Source organism: Metasolibacillus sp. FSL H7-0170 (genome assembly GCF_038593115.1).
GTDB lineage: Bacteria > Bacillota > Bacilli > Bacillales_A > Planococcaceae > Metasolibacillus > Metasolibacillus fluoroglycofenilyticus.
In genome coordinates this window covers 528,482-547,630 of sequence record NZ_CP151964.1, presented here as the reverse complement: position 1 = coordinate 547,630, position 19,149 = coordinate 528,482, and the positions used below count along the sequence as shown (strand labels likewise).

The following is a 19,149-nucleotide window of genomic DNA, read 5'->3' as shown; positions in this document are numbered from 1 at the left end:
ATTATTTTCCTCCTTTATATTCAGCTAATACTGCCTGTGCTTGACGATCAAACTTTGCAGCGATTTTTCCATAAACCGTGCATAGCACAACAGTCATAATAAAGAGGGCAGCAGAGTATACCCATACCCAAGTAATTGAGCCAACTGCATTCTGTTGTAGAACAGTAGTGAAGGCTAATATCGGTAAAAAGATATAAATTGTTAAAAATACTGCAGTAATCGTGAATAACAGCTTATTCTTTTTCTTCACAAACGTGTTAAAGGACTCCATTTGATTAATTTTCTCATAGTTAATCTCATTGCTTTTGTTACTTTTTGTTGCTAAAACAGTGCTCATAAATATCCCCCTAATTTTTAATTTCACTAAGCTGGCATAAGCCAAATTCATGTTAGAAGTTATTTTAGGAGAAATTTATTTTGTTTGCAATACCATTTTTCTAATATTCAGAAATTAAAGTAATTGAAATAACCATAGAATTATCAAGGTTTATAGACTAAAACACAAATGAGTAAATCTTTAAAAATATTTTATAATGCTATAATAAAGACAATATTATTTATTTAAGCGCAGAAAATTTATACATAAAGCACAAAATAATATTTCGTTATGCTAAAGGTCGAAAGCAGAACTGAAATTACATTTGTTATATAACACCAATGAAAATGATAAAAATTTGCTATGAAAAAATTTTTATTTTTTAGGGAAAAAGAAGCTATTCGATTTATTTGTATGAGTAGACTAAAATAAAGGTAGGAGGGCCTATAATACAACCAAAAAATGTGGAACGTAGGAGGTTGCGTTATGTTTTATTACGAGATAACATGTTCTAGCTGTAAAAATAAATTCAAAGTATATGAAGATTCATTAAGGTTTCGACAGTTAAAAGAAAGAACGCATAGCATTTTTCGCTGCGATGAATGCTACAGCAAAATACGGATGGACGCGATTAAAAACTTCTTTAGGTAGCAGCTATAAAATAAATGGCTCACTAAAAAGCATTAGTAATTAAAATTGAAATTTTTTGTTTCATCTCAATATTAAAAGTATACTTTATACTGACACGTAACTTCCTATAATTTATATTATGTAAACTAAAAAACTGATTTGATACTTGCACAAGATTAAGCTATTTTTTCTCTTCTTATAAATGTACACTTCTGTACATGGACAAGACTTTCTTGTCTTAACTTATGTATAAAATAGCTAAACCTAAACCTGCTCATTTAACTATGAACAGGTTTAGGTTTAGATTTAAATTAACTGCAGTATTGAACTCTTTTATAGTAGCTAAAAACTCACTTATATTATTTGAGATACATCTGTTGAAGCTGCCTGGTGTTTTATATGCGTTATTTGATTGCGGGCTTACTTTTTATTTTTCACAATTAGTTGTATTTATTGGAATGATTTTAATAATAGTTCTTCATCTATTTTATTAGCTTTTAAATATTGGGGGTTTTCAATCATTATAGAGATAGCTAATCTAAGGTATTCAATTGCCCGCTCAACAGCTGGAATAGGCTCCACTCCTTCAAACTTTATCTCTCTTTTATTATTAGCTTTAGGATTCCCATGTACTATAGCTGATCGATAATCGTATATTTTTTTAACAGTTGTAAAAATCTCTATAGGTGTTTGAGTTACCTCTTTTGAAAGTGGTAACAAAGCTGCCATTCTTAGAGCAAGCTTATGATTCAATTCTGATTTTTCACCATCAGATAACAGTGTTTCAAGTGCAATCATTGCGTCGATAATTGCATCTTGTTCATTATCTCTCAAATAGCAATACTTGAGCCTTTGAGTGGCAATTATCATTTTTGAATTTGGTTCTTTTTGGATTTTTAAGAACATATCCCCAACACTTTGCATTTGTTCTATTGTAACCGTAGGAATTTCTGTATTAAGCCAATAAAACCTATCAAACTTCGATGGAAACGCCCTAATTAATGTCCCATAAATTGGTCTTAAGTTAGCATCATACGAATTACACCAATCGTATGGTCTTGAAATTAATTGTCCATATCCTGTTTCTAACCCTAACGATATTCTTAAACAATTAATAAAAGTGTCAATAATATCTAACGGATACGCATTTTTCTGACTTAATAATTCACTTACGCCCCACTTCGAGGTATTTTTAAAACTGTAGTTTTTTAACACTAGTGCATGTGTAGTTGCGTTAATTACTGTTTCATTTACTGGAACAGCATAGTTAGATATACGTGTTCTAGATAATTGCATAACTTCATCCATTTGTTCAATATATGTATTCTCATCTATTTCTAATGATTCAAAGTCAAATTTTACAAACAATAAAGGTACCACTATTTCAATATGTAGTATCTCATTAAATATTGAATTTTCTATAGGAATGTATATCTTTTTAAATTTATCAAAATCAAAGTTTTCATTGCAATCGTACATGTGAAAGTAACGTTCTACTAATGATTCTACTATCGACTTAATGCTAATACTAAACAAACTGTTATCTTCTCCGTTAGGGGTCAAGAGATACTTTTCTTTAAAATACTGATTTTCCATTGCATATTTTTCGTATTCCTTGTATCCATTCAAATCTGTAATCTCAATTCTAGGATTTCCTTGCCAACGGGCAAAGAAATCCTTATATTTTACTGGACGTTCTTCTGAATACGAGTCCTCTGAAAAAGAAGGCAGGCCATTGTTGAAATTTAGAGATCTTTTGGGCCATTTATAATATCTTGGAAGATAATATATCTTTTCATTTCTCATATAAGAATTTATTTTTTCAAATGCACTGTATGTAACAGTATATAAAAGATTGCATAATTCTTCATTTTTCACTAATAACATATATCGCCAATCTCCTTTTCTTAACTCTACCTGGCGTTTCAACACCAAATTTGGAATGGCAACACTTTTGGATAACTTTTATAAGGGGCTTTTTTAAGCAGCAAGGGCGCATAAGTTGCTTAACATGGAGCCTCTATGGGTATGATTCCTTGCGTCAGAAAGCGAGCTAAATCAGGCTGACTTAGCCAAACGAGGCTATCATGCCCATTGTTCCACGTAAAGCTCTTCTTCGTTGATCGGCTTGGGATTTGCCCTCTATACCTTATAAAAAGTATCTAACTAAATGTAGCCTATCCACCTCTATTTACAAATCTATTTTTATTGTCCTAAATCACAATACACCATATACTTCTATAGCTGTTTTTATAGTCTTATCCCCAACACCTTTTATCTCTTTCAAATCTTTAATAGTTAGACTGTTATTAATAGCTCTATACTTTACAATCTCTTTAGCAACATTCTTGGATATATTTAAAAAGCTTTGTAGTTCGTCTAGGGTTGCTGTCATTATATCTAAGCCTCGTTTCTTTTCTAAATCCAACTCTAAATATTCTAAAATATCGGCAACCATTAAATAAGTGTGAAAAACTGATTTTACAGCTTCAGTTCTCGTTAGTGCTGAATGTACTCCCTTATTAGTTTGTTTATGAATTTTTTGTAAATAAGCACCTAATATATCGACGTGTGCCTTTGCTAATTCTTTATTTGTACTACTTGCAATATTCTCATCCATAAATGCCCATAGACGATTAATATATTGAGTTACACCTAATTTCCGTCCGTTAATTTCTTTTGGAGAAGGAGGATAAAGAGTGTCTGCTAGCTCTTCTATAAAACGTCTACAAGTTGTTAAGGCTTGTGACCATTCTTCATTACTCTCACTAGATATTCTTTTAAATGCTACCATTAGTTTTTCAGCTAACTCAGGATTTATATCTAATAATTTATCGTCTACAGCTTCTTTTAGAACATCAAAACTAGTCTTTGGGGCCTCAGTTAGAACTACCTTACTATGTAGAGTTGTGGAAAATTCATATGTTTTATTCGCTACATACTTAAGATGTTTACTTAGTTCATTTTTATAATGGGTCCCATCATTACCATTTTTTAATCGAACTAAGTCATTATATCTTTCTTCTATAAATCCAATTCCTTTATAACCACCGCTGCTATCATTAATCTTTATTTCTAAATCTTCTATTGGAAAATGTTTATCCATATTCAAACCTTTTTCTTCCAATGATTGAATGATTTTCTCTACATTTGATTTTTCTTCTCGAAATGCTCTTAGAAGCTTTTTTAATTCATGGATGTGTTCACTATTTCCTAATTGAATATCACACCAATCAACTATTTCCTTCTCATTCAGAATTTTAGCAGCTCTTAATAATTTGCGAACCGCAATTTCAACAGATCCCTTAGGTGATTCCAGTTCATTAAGGGATTCTAAAATTATTTTTTCTACCTCTTTTATAGACTTATTACTCATAAATATCACCTCTCTATTTAATTCTCCAGATTAAATGTATAAGGAGCTAACCACGTTACTTTTTTTACACTTCTTTCTTCAAACGTCAATATATAATTAAATTCCAATCTTTTTGAAACATAACCTTTATCATTAAAAATTTGCTTCTCTCCACCTATAAACCAAATCACTTGTAAGTCATTTTCCCCCAACCATTGTTCAAATTGCACTGACTCAATCAATGCTGCCGATGGACCATTTTCTAATTCACTTGGGTCCATAAAGATTATTTTGCCGTCGGAATTCTCCCATGTACTAAAATTCCCTAATGACCAATTTAAATTTAAGTCTTTAATTAATTGTTGATTAGGTAAATAGAGAGAAATATATTGGTCAATGGATTTATCTCTTTCACCTGTTTCCCATTCATATTCGTTAACTGGTACTAAATGTTGAATATTTAAAGTTCGAGAATCTTCATCATTACGCCAAATATCGAAATCTTTATAGTAAGAATGCCATGGATATTCTCGTAAAAAACCTTGATGTGAGGAACCTCGTGGTGCAAAAGTAGAAGGGTCAAATAAAGCTTTATCTTTCATTTTTTCAAGTACAATATTTACATCAGCTTTTGGTACAATGCATGTATTGATTCTATACCACAACTCTTCTTTAGATTTACCATCAAGTGTTTTATTCGTCCATTTTCTAAAGCCTCTCAAGTTATGCCACTTTTCACCTTTACTATCAGCTACTATTAATAAATTCTTGAAATCAGGAATCGTCTCTTCATCGAACACCCAATTCTCCGATTCATTGACACTAAAACTCGGTGTATACGGTGACCACCAAACCTTTCCAAACTCATCCCAGTTTGAATCATTAGTAGCTCTCAGCCATATAGTAGGATCAATGTCACGTTTCCAAAGCTGCCATGGACCTTTATATTCTGTTTCATCTTCATATTTGTTGGCCCAATATAAATTATCTGCCATTCTAGCTAAAAGTTCATAAAATGCAATCCATTGATATTTCTTACCAATTCGTTCAATTTTTGAACCTTCTCTACCGTAAGTATTACTATGTCTTCTTTCAAACTCACCAAACATTTTTGAAGTCCAGCCCAATTCATATGCTCTCTTACATACCCATCGTTGCGCCCATTTCCTACTAAAAATTGCAACTCTATTATTAACTCCTAAACCTGTTAACCATCTAAAATATTCTTTGTCCTCGTCTGATAAAGATGTATTGATACGTTGCTTTAAAGAATCCCAATTATCACTTGGACTATCAATATTTTTAGTAACAATTGAAATTTCCCAAGGCATTTCATCAGCCTCTTTAAATAACTCTTCAAGGTCATCAAGGTCATACTCTGAATCATTTAAAATATCATCTATAATATTAACTGTCATAGGTTTACCGTATGATTCAATTCTTTGGTTAATTTCTTTTAAGTACTCTTCCCTTAGGTCACTTGGCACTTTCTCAGCGAATTCTAAGTGTAATTCATATGCTGTTTTAGGATGACTTTCCGTAAGCGATGTTGCTGACCAGTCATGTACGCAGGACATAGTATAGTTACCAAAATCACCTGGGAATCCCATAAGAGAACTTTTAATCGAAGAATACTCATCTTCATCTAAAGCTTTAATGTCCGATTTAGTAGGATTTTCAATTGGCCATTCACTTATATATGGAGGTCTAAAATTACTGCTCATTTCTTCAGCGATTAAATTTTTATACAAGGCGTATTCCATTATCCCACGAGCATAATCCCTTAAAAGGAGATGTGATTCTGGCTTCTTCTTTGCAAATTGCAACTCATAAACCTTCTCTGCAATTTCTCTTACTTCATCTAAATCGTTAATATTGCAGACTACACCATAACTAGCTGCATACAATCTTTCTTTTAAATATAAATCATCTATATCATTAAATTCAGTTAATAATTCTTTAATGACATACGGATGATAACTTAAAATTCGAACTAATGATTTAGTAGCTTGATCCCTTACTCTTCTATTTGAAGTCGTTGTCATCCATAAAAGTGCGTAACTCAATAATCTTATACGCTCGTCTTCTACATCACTTAAATCCGCATACAATGTCCAATCAATTAAAGTTCGAGTTACCGTTTCAGGTTGCTCGTCATCTTCCTCATAATCGCTTACAGCTATATGAGTTGACCAAAAACGGTCCCTTTCCACTAAATTTCTTCTTTGTAAATTTTCATGTAAAAATAAAGCATTTAATGGATGATTAGGCTCTGTAGAAAAAGCTAATACCTTATCTAGAGACTCATTAAAAAAACCATAATTAGAAATTTTATTTAGTAATGCAACCGTTCTATCATTAATCGAATCTTTGCTACGTAATAAAAGAACTTTCGTGAAGGATTTATCAAAAATCGAATTATAATGTGTACTATCTTCAGATACAAAATCAATAAATTCTAAGTTGAATTTTTCTGGGAAAACTATGCCTAGTGCTTCAATAATGCCTGAATACTTATATGGATTCTTTATTATTCCTTCTAATTTCCCATTAGTTCCAAACTCCACTTCAAGATTTTCTGCGTTCAGATTATTAATAATGTTTTCTGCAATGAAATAATCACTGAATCTTTCATATGTAAACCTAACAACTTCAATTGCATTTCCATTATCATCAGTAATCATATCTAATGCTAGTAAACCTTCTGAAATAAGTATATCGATTAAGTCATCGTCAAAATTAGGTTTAGGATCCACTTCTCTAATAATGTCCGTTGCTAAATTTATTTCAACACCAAACAAATTATCAGGATATATTAGTTCAATCAATTTAGATAAAATTCTATTAGAAACATTTCTATTCCCAATATATTTTTTTCTACGTTTAATAACATTTTCAATACTTTCCAAATAAAAATTAAAGATTGCAGTCTGGCCTTCAAGACCTTTAGGGAAAGAAGTCAATCTTTTTGATTTTATTGCTTTACAACATGTTTTTAAAAACAACGGATTACTAAATTCCGGAGATAATAATGGTACAGAAGGCTTGTCTATCCCTTGTTTTGACAAATACTTCATAGCTGCCCGGTGTTCATATCCTTTAAAACCTGCATGAAAAATCTCCACTATGTTCCCATTAATTTCTTCAGGCAATATGAAATCCTTATAAGTTAATCTACAGCTTATAAGTAATGCGATATGAGGATAATTTTTTAATTCAGCTATAAATGACATTAGTTGATCTTGCCAATCAAAACGATTATTACCTTCATTTAAGGCATCAATAATAATTAATGTTCTAGTTTTCTTTGCCTCTCCAGCCGCATCCAAAGCCCCTAATAACTGTTTAAAACTTACGCCTCTCAAATCAAGTTCTTCAGCTATAAAATTAAGTGGATTACCTCCAAAATACCTTTGCCCTAATAGAAAGACAGTAGGTAAATCCTCAGCTATACGCTTTTGTGCTATATCACATAATAAATGTGATTTTCCTATTCCAGCCTCTCCTAATATGACTACACTTTTTGTTTCATACGCTTCCGTAGCAATACTAAATATAAATTCCTCAATATTATCTAGTGCCTCAATAATTCCTCTAAATTGATATCTAATGTCTTTCCATCGTTCATTCTTATCATCAATATTATCCCAAATAAAACTATTGAATTTAGCAGCTAAGCCTCTTAAACCTTTAAAATCTACCCTGAGATTTGTAAATTCAAGGTCATCGTACTTAGTAAATAAAATTTCTAAATAAGTTTCTTTAAATTTAATTGCATTCTCTTTGAATACAGTCCAGTTTGGTCCTTTATTCAAATTTTTATTTTCAAAGCAATCTAACTTGTCTATCCTTTGTAGCAAATCGAATACAATCTTTTTTTGATTATTAATTGCTTCTTTCCATTCAGGAGATATACCTAGTCCCTCTATCTTTTTCTGTATAGGTAAATCAATATGATATTTCTCTGAAAATCGCTCCCCTAAAGAAATTTTCGATTTATTAGCTAATTCCGCAAAAGTTCCGATACTCAATACCGGCTCATTAAACCAGTATAATGTTCTACCAATATAATTACTTTCGTCTCTTTGTAGCATCATACTTAATTCGTGGCGACCCCAATATTCAAACTCAACGTCCATTCCCTTATCTTTGGCTATTTCCGTCCAACTTTGGACATATTGGTTCCATTTATTTAAGGAAGATATAACTTGTTTCCCACCACGACCCGATTTTCGACTATCATTTAAATCCTTCGGCACACTTACATAATATTTAGTTAATCTAGGATGTTTATCAATCGCTGTTCTAACTGAAGCATCTATTTGGCTCCATTGACTACCTTCGAGCCTGTCAGTAAAATATTTAGCTTGCCAAGCATGCTCTGAACCATCTTCAAAGATCCAATAACATTCAACTCCACCATCTCCGCCAGCCCCATCTTTTCTAATAAAATTCTTACCCTGATCAGGTTTATTTAAATGGGCTAATTGACAAACTAATTCTTCAAACCCGCCATCTTTACTACCATCAAAAGATCTTATACGAGTAAAATCCAGTTCCATCATAAATTTAACCTCACAATCTTATGATAAAATTTAAAATATGTGCGTTAGAAATATTTATAACGCATGGTATCTATTAATATAAAATATTCACTTTTCATTTTACCTTATTAGTAAAAATAAGTAATGAAATTAACAGAATGTTTGATATAAAAAGTAAATTGTTTATTTTAAAAGGCTTATACCATTGTATATACAATAAACTGCAACTCTTTTTGTGTTGCTGCATTAATAGCAATACAAAATTTAAATTGCTTTTTAAATTTCATTTTATTTTCGAAGTTGAGAAAATATCAAGAGATGGAACTAACGCAATGTCTTTACGCCGGTAATAAAAATCCCAATCTGTAGTTAATTGTTCTAGTTCCATCCTCAATTTAATGTAAGCGCAGCATTTCGAGCATAATTTTGTAATCATCCCCATTTTAAAGTGTTTTTTAAAACACTTTCGTTTGCATTCTTTACGCAAACGTCGCAACAAACATTTATAAACGCGTAGGAGGTCATCTGTTGCATTTTTTGAAGATGAATTATTAATTGTATAGGAAATTTGATAGTCAGCTCCTGGGCGAATTTGAGCGTTATTAAAACAATTATCCGAATAGCGGTCTGCGTCTTGTTGAATGACCTCTATTTTCGTCCCATGATCAGCGCTGCTTGCTTTAAAATATCGTTCTCCATACGCAACTGCCCCACTTCTTTACGTAATTGAAGTAGCTCGTTTTCTTCTGCAGAGCGATTGTCTTCTGCTTTAAATGAACCTGTTTCTTTCTGATTTTTAATCCAGCGATCCAAAGCAGATGGTGTAATGTCATAGTCTCTGGTAATATCTGCACGAGATTTCCCATTTTCATAAAGTTTAACCAGTTGTAGTTTGAATTCAGGGGTATAAGTTCGACGTTCTCTTTTCATAAGGTACACGCTCCTAAGGGTTCTCATATTTTTAGTATACCCCTTATGGAAGTTGTTTAGTTAAGTGTAGACTATCCATTTCCCTTAGTTTCTAGGTGTTTTAAAACGTCCTTATTTTCTAATACAGCATAATTTGTTCCCTATTGTAAAAAATTTTTGTGGTTTAAATACAAAGTGTTTTTAGTTTATAAGTCAGCATTTTTGAGGGGAATGATGCATTTAAAAACACTGCTATTTAAAGGTTTTAGGAAGATTAGCCCTACTTGTCCGTCAGATAGGGACAATAGGGAACGATTTTCAAGGAATATAATAGTGAGGTTTTCAGATTTTAAAGAAAAATTTTTAAAAATGGTCTTAATCTATATGCTGTATTTTCTATGGAATATAGAATTGTCAGGTATAAATTATTTGAGATTTTATAGCCGCGAATATTTAATTGCTCTCGTATGTAAGACCAACATAATTTTGGGCCTTTTAAGAATTAACTGTTGTCGATTCGGCGGATCATATATAGTTCGTGTATATATGAAGCTGCTAATATAATATCGCGAATGGATCATTAAATTATATGATGCCGAAACAATAGTAACCTACATCTAGAGAAAATAATCAATTTTTATGATTTGTATTAATTGAAGATTTATTTCAACATTCAGCTGCAACTAGATGTCTATGATTGTATGTAAATTTAAGCGATTATTAATAGAAATCTTGTTTTAGTCTGCTTTCATTCCCAAAATAAGAAGATTTTCTTTACTTTATTTATGTTAAATAAAAGTAACTAAAGGAAAACTAAATAAATTCTATAAACTATTAAACATAATTTTACTTTTTATCGAAAAGTCATTTTTAATTATTAATTGAAATTTATCATTCCTAAAATTACTAAATAATTGTAAAATTATATTTAACTAAATGTTTGGAGGGATGTTAGCATGGAGATTATTTTAGGGCATTGGCTTGACTCTAAGGCCTACCCGGATGAATTTACAAGTTGTACGGCTAGTATTGGTAAAGTAATTACAGGGTTTCGTGGTCTTATTAACATTTTAGAAGTTCAACTTGGACAATCGAATCCTACTATATCCGAAAGTGTCCGTATAGCTGAATGGCAGACAACTATAGCTAAACTTGATGATGGTAATAAACCTTATTCTCGTTCTTTTAAAACTGATTCGTGGAATACAGCACGAGAACTGAAAAAGAAACGTGACGAATTAGTCTTAGCTGGATGGAACCCAAATATTCATATAGGTGGTGGAAAATGGATTGAATCAATTGCAGAAATCGAACTTTCAAATCACCATCATAGCAAAGGTTTCTCAGATCGAGTACGTATATTATTTGAATTATTAAACCAAAAATATTTACCACTCAATATAAAGAAAATAAGTCTTGTAGATGAGGACGATTCAATTTGGGAGAACTGGGAGAAAGAACTCGTTTTGATATTAAAACAAATTGGTATACAGTTCGAACAGATTGAATTACAACTACCAGTAGTTTCTGACCAGCCTACAAATGACCTTGAGCGTATTAAATTGGCTTTATATGATGCTAATTCAACTTTTAATTTTAATCTGAGTGGTGATGGTTCGTTTATTATTGTACGTTCTGAACAAGAATGGGATGCTGCGGATTTCCTTATAAGCTGGTTAGAAGTAAATGGTGACGATCAAACAGTATTAATTAATAACACTAATAACTTATTATTAACAGAATTATTTCATAGACGTGGTCTGCCATCGAGTGAAATAAATGAATTTTCGAAGTGGCGATCTGCTTTACAAGTACTACCTCTTACATTAGATACGTATTGGCAACCTATACGTATAGACCGAATTATGGAATTACTTACATTACCTATATCCCCACTCCCTAAAAAGCTGTGCTATAAATTAGCTCGAGTTATTTCAGAAGAACCAGGTATCGGTGGAGATAGATGGCACGCTGCAATTGGTGAAGCTGTTTCTGAAATTGAAACAACATGGTTGGAACAGGGTTTCGATTCTAAGAAACTAAATAAGAAAAAACAAGAGCTCTTTGAACAAATTGATGTCTGGATAAATCACGAGTATTACGATACATCAGATGGTATACCATGTTCAGTCATTGAAAGTATTTGTAGAAAAATTAGTAAATGGGCATTTAATAAAAATTTATATACTCCCAACCCAGTTTTCGCTCAAGCCCACTCTTCTGCTATGGAATTAATTGAAGGTATCAGAGTTTTAAATATTGAGAAAATAGACCAACTTCAATTAGCCAATATATTAGGTTCGATTTTAGGTGATGGTATTAAGTTACCTAATTATATTGAGGAATTAGCACCTTGGTCGAATGTGCAGCAACCTGGCGCTATTTGGGGAGCAGTTGATAATATTCTTTGGTGGGAATTTACTCAAAATACAACATCGCAATTAAATAAATTGACTGATGCTGAACGTGCTTTTTTAAAATCCCATAATGTCCATTTAGTTTCACCAGAACTAATTAGAAAACGTGAAAATGAGTCTTGGCATAACGCAATCCGATTTGCAAATAAACGAGTTATATTATTTATACCTTCAAAGGTACGCGCTGAGGATGTAAAAGCTCATCCATTATTAGATGAAATCCGCTTTGCCTTATCGAAAATAGAACAAAATGAACATCAGATTACTATTAACCCATCCATTTTATATAAACAAGAGAAAGTAACTATTATTGAGAACGAATTTAAAAGAGTTGGATTAGCTAACAAAGAGATTCCTAGCCCAATACAACAATGGAAACTACCTGAACACAAGGTTAAATTACGTGAAATTGAATCTGCAACCAGTTTTGAAACGGTGTTAAGTTGTCCATTGAAATGGACACTTCAATATAGTGCTAAAGTTCAGCCGAGTAATGCCCTTTCTTTACCAAACGAATCAATCATGTTAGGTAACTTAGGACATGCCATTTTAGAACGTTTGATAGACGCACAGGTATTTACAACTGATTCGGATATTCAAGAAATGACCGGATCTCTGTATGATGAGTTAGTCCCGAAGTTGGCGGCCCCCCTGTTACTACCTGAGAATCAATCATTGCGTAGTAGAGTTCGTAATGATTTACAAAAATCCATGCGCCAATTCGCCAATTTCTTAGATGTGTCGAAAATAGTGATTACAGAAACAGAAAGTTCACATCAGAAAATTTGGCAGGATGAGATTGAATTTGAAGGCCGTTTAGATTTAATCGGTAAAACTCCCTCTAATCGAACTGTTATCTTAGATGCGAAATGGTCACGTCGTCCTGCTAACTATAAACAAAAATTAATAGATGGATCAATTCAGTTAGCATTATATCAATGGCTTATGTCCACTAGTGATGACGAAGTATTACCAGTTGCGTATTTTATGTTATCTAGTGGTGATATTTATTCTGTTAAAAATGCTGAAATACCGGAGCAATATCATATTGATAGTGTGGCTTTAAATGATACTGTACAGCTTATACGCCATAGTTTAGGTGAAATTCAAGGCTCATTAGATTCTGGGATAGCAATTGCTACAGGTATTGAATTAGATGAAGCAGCGGCATTTAAACCATTATGTTCATTTTGTGATTATCAAGATCTATGTGGGATTAGGAGGAATCAATTATGACAGGTTCTTTAAAAATTATTAGTGCAGGTGCAGGTGCGGGTAAAACAACTAGTTTATCTAAAGAAATTATTTCTGCTGTTATACAGCAAGTTGCTCCCGAAAAAATTATGGCAACTACATTCACGAAAAAAGCTGGGGAAGAGTTAATAGAACGAATTAGATTAGAGCTTCTTAAGTCGGGCAAGACAGATGAAGCATCTAGAATACTTGATGGATATGTAGGAACAATGAATAGTGTATTTGGTCGATTAATTAAAGAATTTGCTCTTGAAATTGGATTATCACCAGAACAAAATATTTTAGAAGATTCGGAAGCGCTATTGTTATTTAATTCTATTGCATATAAAACGATTGAAAAATACGAACGTCAGCACTATACAGCCCTTCAACGCTTTCAATTAATTGGTGGAGACTATCCATGGAATAAGTATGTATTGGACGTATTAAAACTTGCACGTGAAAACGGACTTTTGGCAAAAGATGTTGAAGTTTGTGCAACATTTTCGTGGGAAACAATGGAAAAATGGCTTCCATCCCCGACTGGTGATAGCGAGCAATTAACAAGTAATTTAATTGTTGCGTTAAAAAATGCAAGTATAACTTTGCCTGGTACAGATTCAACAAAGACTACACAGACTGTAGTAGAGTCTATACGATCAATGCTTTCCTATTATGAACGGAACGGATATTTAACATGGGATCACTGGGCAAAAGCTAGCAAGTTAAAACCAGCTAAAGCAAGTCAGGAAGAAGTATTACCCATTCATAATGCTGCTTGTATTCATACACAGCATCCACTGCTTCATAAAGATATTAAAGGAATTATTCAAGCAGTATTTAATTGTGCAGCTGAAGCGATTGAACAATATGAAAAGGAAAAAAGCTTGCGCGGCTTAATCGACTTTACAGATCAAGAATATTTGGCATTAAAGATGCTTGAAACCCCAGAGTATATAGCTGCGTTAAAGGAACGAATAGAAGCAGTCTTTGTTGATGAGTTTCAGGATTCAAGTCCGTTACAAATTGCATTGAATATGAAACTACTTGAAGTTGCTAAAAAAGCTACGTGGGTTGGCGATACAAAGCAAGCAATTTACGGTTTCCGTGGAACAGATCCAGAATTAATGAAAATAGCGATGAACAGTATAAATGATATTACTAAAGAAATATTAAGCGATTCTTATCGTTCAAGAAAATCCCTAGTGGAATTTGTAAATGCCTTATTTATACCTGTATTCGAAGTAACAGGATTACCTAAAGAGCTTGTGGAATTAAATCCTAAGCGATTAGATTTAGACAAACAACAACCCTCAATAGAGGCTTGGACTTTTATAGATTCTAAAAATGTAAAAACAGATGCAAAATCTGTTGCTCAAGGCATTTATGATGTTATTCAACAAAAAGAAGAGTACATTGTAATCGATAAAGAAACTCGCTTAGAAAGAACACTAAAACCAAATGACATTGCAATACTTTGCCGGTCAAATGATGAATGCTCCGATATAGCAAGTGCTTTAGCAAACATTGGTATTCAAGCAACTATCGGTGGTAGTGGTTTAATGGATACTGAAGAAGTTGTCTATACAATTGCTACATTGTGTTATCTAATTAATAAGCGAGATACATTAGCATTAGCAAAAATAATTCACTTTTCATCTGACTTTTGGCAAAATGGAGAGTGGCTTGAAGAGTGGTTAAAAGTTGAAAACCCTGATGAGTTAGTTGAAAACGATCCGATTATTAAACAATTATCTGAGGCACGCGAGAACATTTATAAAATGAGTCCTTCAGAAACGTTAGATTTAGCAATTGTGAAGGCAAAAGTAGATGAACAGGTAATGCGTTGGGGGAACGCTAAACAGCGATTAGCTAATATTGATAACCTTCGTTCCCTCGTCAAGCAGTATGAACATGGTGCAGAAACAAATGGTTATGCCGCAACAGTAAATGGGCTACTCTTTTATCTAGAAGATGTTAAGAAAGATAAAGAACTTAATCGTGTTGCAGAATCAACTAACGAAAATGCTGTGAAAATATTAACGTATCACCGTTCAAAAGGTCTAGAATGGCCATTTGTTATACTATACTCATTGAATAAATCAGCCATTGGTAGTGGTAAACCACCAGTTTTTGATCGGATCCTTGCGACAAGTACTCAACCTTTTGATGTTGAAAAACCATTAAATGGGCGTACGCTTTATTACTGGCCATGGCCATATGGAAAGAGTTATAAAGGTGTTGGTTTTGATGCTTACGTGGAAAATACGCCTCAATTAGATTTACGTAAAAAGCAACTCTTTGAAGAAAGTCAACGCTTGTTGTATGTTGGTATGACTCGTGCAAGAGATTACTTAGTGTTAGCAACACGTGATTTTTCAAAAGCTTCATGGTTAAAAGAACAAAAAGACGCTAACGACAATGAAATCATAACTTCTATTTCAAGTGACTTTATTAATGTTAACGGTAAATCATTTAACATTAAAACTCGTAACCTAAAACTACCAGAACAACCTATTGAAATAGTAACTGCTAGTGATCAAATTATGTATGTAGGTATTACTAATAACTCAGTAGATTTTAAATCTGCTAATTTTATACCGAGCATGACAACCTTTATCGAAATCGAGGATGAAGATGTTTTAAAAGCGGAAACATTAAATGTTCCAGTTCATTCAATCGGCTCGCGTTTACCTATTATAGGTAGTCCTGAGATGGATGTTTTGGGAACAATGGTGCATACATTTTTAGCAGCTGATTCTGGAACATTACAGCAAATTAAACGTGAACAACTCGCACAAAGTATTTTGCAAAACTATAATATAACTGCTTTAAAGGTTAACGATCTAATTGAATCTTCTAATAGGTTACATCGTTTTATAGAGCAAACATATACAGATAAATTAGAAATTTCTAAGGAATTCCCTATTCATTTAAGGTTAAATAATCAAAAAGCATTTGGCTTAATTGATTATTTAATAGAGCTGCCAAATGGCTGGGTAATCATTGATCATAAAACATTCCCAGGCCGCGAAGAATTATGGGTTGACCGCGCTGTGTCATACTTACCACAACTTCAAATTTATGCTCATGCTTTAGAAATTGCTAGCTCGAAGCCAGTTTTAGAAGCTTGGATTCATATGCCGATTGTTGGTAGGATGGTGCAGTTTAGTCAGTCGAATTTAGTTCTTACGGAAAATAGTTTACATCTGAGTATCAAATAACACTTTTAATTTTTATAAAATTAAAATAGCGTCCCTTTTTCAAGGGCGCTATTCTTATGCTATCTTGGTGAATTATATGTTAATTTAATTCAATTATTCTAAAAAATATGCCTTCATGTTTATTTAAGTGTAATTTTATTGAATGAATCTACCATCAAACAAACGGTAAATGAGTTAAATTCGTTGATCTCGGACTTACTTGACCTCGTTGATATGCCGTAGAGCTTAAATCTGCATAATGAACTGTCGCAGGTAAACGCATTTTATTAAGTGCATGAATATGCATAAATGATAAACGATACACATCCTCAATTATTTGGTTAATTGATAATGTATTCGTTTTTTGAACAACTTTAATTGGTTGTGCCATACCTACATTTTCCCGTGGATCAGTAGCACAAAGATATGCTTCATTTAAACGTAAATAATAAACACCTTGCTTTGTTAGGAACTTTCCTTTGCCATAATCTGCTACTGAATCAAATAAGGCCATTCTTCTGTTAGGCTTTTTAATGACCTCGACTATATCGTAAGAAATGTTTTTATCACCTAGCAGTTGGTCGACAAGCTTTGAATCCTCACGCCAAAAACCATCTCTGTGAATTGTAACGTGCTTTGGAAAATCTCCAAATTGTTGCTTATATGATCCAAGGATATCGACCATTATTTCTTTAAGCGTTTCGTTGTCTATTTTTTCACCAGCTAATACGCCATTAATAGCAGTTTGTTTAATGAGATGGCCATTACAACCGATTACATTCATAATTCCAGCTGCACTTTTGCCATCCTCATGACTTACGTCTAAGCCGATAAAACAATCCGAATATGTTCGCTCAGCAAGCACCCATGGTTGCATACCGCTTTTTACATATAATCCAAGTAAAATGTTAAATATAGTGAAAGATAACGCTGAATTTTTCACAGTATTCGCTACTTTTTGGCACGCTAAATTGTCATGTACATTAAAATCCTCAAGTTTATGTTGCTTTAAAATATTTTTGAATGATTGAATACTCTTTTCTGTTAACACTTGCGAAGATAAATCCCATTTTCCACCAAACTGTCTTTTGAATTCTGAATAAATTTTTATAGGCATTTTAGAAAGGTGTTCTTCCGTAATAAATGCTAAGACGGTAGTCCCTTTAAAAATCGACTCTAAGTTACCGATTTCCCATGAAAATTGTTGGAAAAACTCTTCAGTAAACTTCCCTCTTGTTTCTTGAGTTTTAGTATTAATGTCAAATTCAACACCATGTTGAATTGCAATACTTTCAATTATCTTAATAAATTGATATACAGTTGTTTTTGTAATCCCAAGCTTCTTATTAAAATCTTCATCTAGAAATATAGATAGTCTTATTGTTCCACCTTTAAAAATTCGACCATTTTTTAAACCATGCAATGGTTTTTTGTAAATTTTATCTAAATGAATAGTTGGATCCTCAAGTTTAATCATCTTATAATCATTATGTTCTATTAAAAATGGATTATGTTCAAATTCTAAATAAGGATATCTTTTTATAATTTCCATCATTTGTCGAAGCATTTTTTTCATACGTTCGTCAGGCTTGAGCTTTAATGCATCCATAACACGTTTTCTTTCATGAGGTTTCATTGTTTCAAAGGAACAAAGCGGTTTCAATACACTTGCTGCATAACTTAAACTTGCTTGATCTTGTGTTTTGGCATAAATAACTTTAACGTTCGGGTGAAGTGTTTTTATGACTGCTTGTTTACCTTTATCTACATAGTATTGATAAATTGATTTTTTTAACAATGGACAGATATCCATTACAGAATAATCAGCAATTCTATCGAATTCATATGTAAAGTTGGTTGTAGGATCACTATGAATGATTTTCATTCCCTCACTAGGTGTGTTTCCTTGCTCAATCATTTGTTGTAACGTGAAACTATATTCAAATTTATGAGTCATATTGAATCCAATACAAACACGATTATTTATAATATTTACATGAATCGAGAGTGCTGGATATATTAATACATCTCCAATCTTTCTTGCCTGCCATTCTTGTAAATCCGAACCGACACGCTTTAAATATAGAGATTGCTGACCCACAACTAAAAAGCTATCTTTTATTAATTTTTCTAGTAATGTTCTTTCAAAACTATTCGATGAATCTATTGTTCTTTGTTGATAAGATATTGGTTGAAAACCATCCATCTCTAAGATTGGTTGAAATGAAGCTATTGTACTTTGATGAAAACCAATCGGTATATACTGATTTGCCCTTTTCCAAGACCAATAAATATTTGCTACACCTTGATATTTTCTTGTTTGATCTTCCACAGCAAATTCATAGATATGTATTGGTATTTCAATTACCAATTGTTTAGCCATAGCTTCAGAAATATATGCTTCCAACACGAACACCTCCAAAAATAGGGATATTATCTATTTAAGTATATCATTGCATTCGATTTATTTGAATTAATTATCTGATTCTATGCTACTATTCACATTTTTGTTATATTTAATATACGTATAATAAAGGAGGAG

Annotated in this window: 9 protein-coding genes; 3 read left to right on the top strand and 6 right to left on the bottom strand. The window is 32.5% G+C overall.

Features of this window, described 5'->3' with window-relative positions:
- Position 1: 1 nt before the first annotated feature.
- Positions 2-337: a DUF485 domain-containing protein gene (locus MHH70_RS02525; protein ID WP_066163103.1), complete on the bottom strand. Its 336-nt coding sequence runs from the start codon at positions 335-337 to the stop codon at positions 2-4.
- A 465-nt stretch (positions 338-802) separates the two neighbouring features.
- Between MHH70_RS02525 and MHH70_RS02520 the strand changes: the two genes are divergently transcribed.
- Positions 803-967: a DUF2197 domain-containing protein gene (locus tag MHH70_RS02520; RefSeq protein ID WP_082798923.1), complete on the top strand. Its 165-nt coding sequence runs from the start codon at positions 803-805 to the stop codon at positions 965-967.
- A gap of 429 nt (positions 968-1,396) precedes the next feature.
- Here the strand turns inward: MHH70_RS02520 and MHH70_RS02515 are convergent, their stop codons facing one another.
- The 4 genes from MHH70_RS02515 to MHH70_RS02500 form a co-directional block, all read right to left on the bottom strand.
- Complete coding sequence (locus tag MHH70_RS02515) at positions 1,397-2,833, bottom strand: hypothetical protein (protein ID WP_342472467.1); 1,437 nt, start codon at positions 2,831-2,833, stop codon at positions 1,397-1,399.
- Positions 2,834-3,164: 331 nt separating this feature from the next.
- Positions 3,165-4,322: a helix-hairpin-helix domain-containing protein gene (locus tag MHH70_RS02510; RefSeq protein ID WP_342472466.1), complete on the bottom strand. Its 1,158-nt coding sequence runs from the start codon at positions 4,320-4,322 to the stop codon at positions 3,165-3,167.
- Positions 4,323-4,339: 17 nt separating this feature from the next.
- Complete coding sequence (locus MHH70_RS02505; RefSeq protein WP_342472465.1) at positions 4,340-8,866, bottom strand: hypothetical protein; 4,527 nt, start codon at positions 8,864-8,866, stop codon at positions 4,340-4,342.
- Positions 8,867-9,493: 627 nt separating this feature from the next.
- On the bottom strand, positions 9,494-9,775 hold the full coding sequence (locus MHH70_RS02500; protein WP_342472464.1) for a transposase: 282 nt from the start codon (positions 9,773-9,775) through the stop codon (positions 9,494-9,496).
- A gap of 935 nt (positions 9,776-10,710) precedes the next feature.
- Here MHH70_RS02500 and MHH70_RS02495 point away from each other — a divergent pair.
- Both MHH70_RS02495 and MHH70_RS02490 read left to right on the top strand, forming a co-directional pair.
- Positions 10,711-13,407 (top strand): PD-(D/E)XK nuclease family protein, encoded by a 2,697-nt coding sequence (locus MHH70_RS02495; protein ID WP_342472463.1) that lies wholly within the window; start codon positions 10,711-10,713, stop codon positions 13,405-13,407.
- Positions 13,404-16,628, top strand: coding sequence for a UvrD-helicase domain-containing protein (locus MHH70_RS02490; protein ID WP_342472462.1), 3,225 nt, complete (start codon positions 13,404-13,406; stop codon positions 16,626-16,628). Before MHH70_RS02495 ends, MHH70_RS02490 begins: the two co-directional genes overlap by 4 nt.
- Before the next feature lie 154 nt (positions 16,629-16,782).
- Here the strand turns inward: MHH70_RS02490 and MHH70_RS02485 are convergent, their stop codons facing one another.
- Positions 16,783-19,014, bottom strand: coding sequence for a Piwi domain-containing protein (locus tag MHH70_RS02485; RefSeq protein WP_342472461.1), 2,232 nt, complete (start codon positions 19,012-19,014; stop codon positions 16,783-16,785).
- Positions 19,015-19,149 lie beyond the last annotated feature (135 nt).

Coding starts and splice junctions, on each gene's coding strand:
- MHH70_RS02525 (WP_066163103.1), bottom strand. CDS start 337: ATGAGCACTGTTTTAGCAACAAAAAGTAACAAAAGCAATGAGATTAAC.
- MHH70_RS02495 (WP_342472463.1), top strand. CDS start 10,711: ATGGAGATTATTTTAGGGCATTGGCTTGACTCTAAGGCCTACCCGGAT.
- MHH70_RS02500 (WP_342472464.1), bottom strand. CDS start 9,775: ATGAAAAGAGAACGTCGAACTTATACCCCTGAATTCAAACTACAACTG.
- MHH70_RS02510 (WP_342472466.1), bottom strand. CDS start 4,322: ATGAGTAATAAGTCTATAAAAGAGGTAGAAAAAATAATTTTAGAATCC.
- MHH70_RS02520 (WP_082798923.1), top strand. CDS start 803: ATGTTTTATTACGAGATAACATGTTCTAGCTGTAAAAATAAATTCAAA.
- MHH70_RS02515 (WP_342472467.1), bottom strand. CDS start 2,833: ATGTTATTAGTGAAAAATGAAGAATTATGCAATCTTTTATATACTGTT.
- MHH70_RS02490 (WP_342472462.1), top strand. CDS start 13,404: ATGACAGGTTCTTTAAAAATTATTAGTGCAGGTGCAGGTGCGGGTAAA.
- MHH70_RS02505 (WP_342472465.1), bottom strand. CDS start 8,866: ATGATGGAACTGGATTTTACTCGTATAAGATCTTTTGATGGTAGTAAA.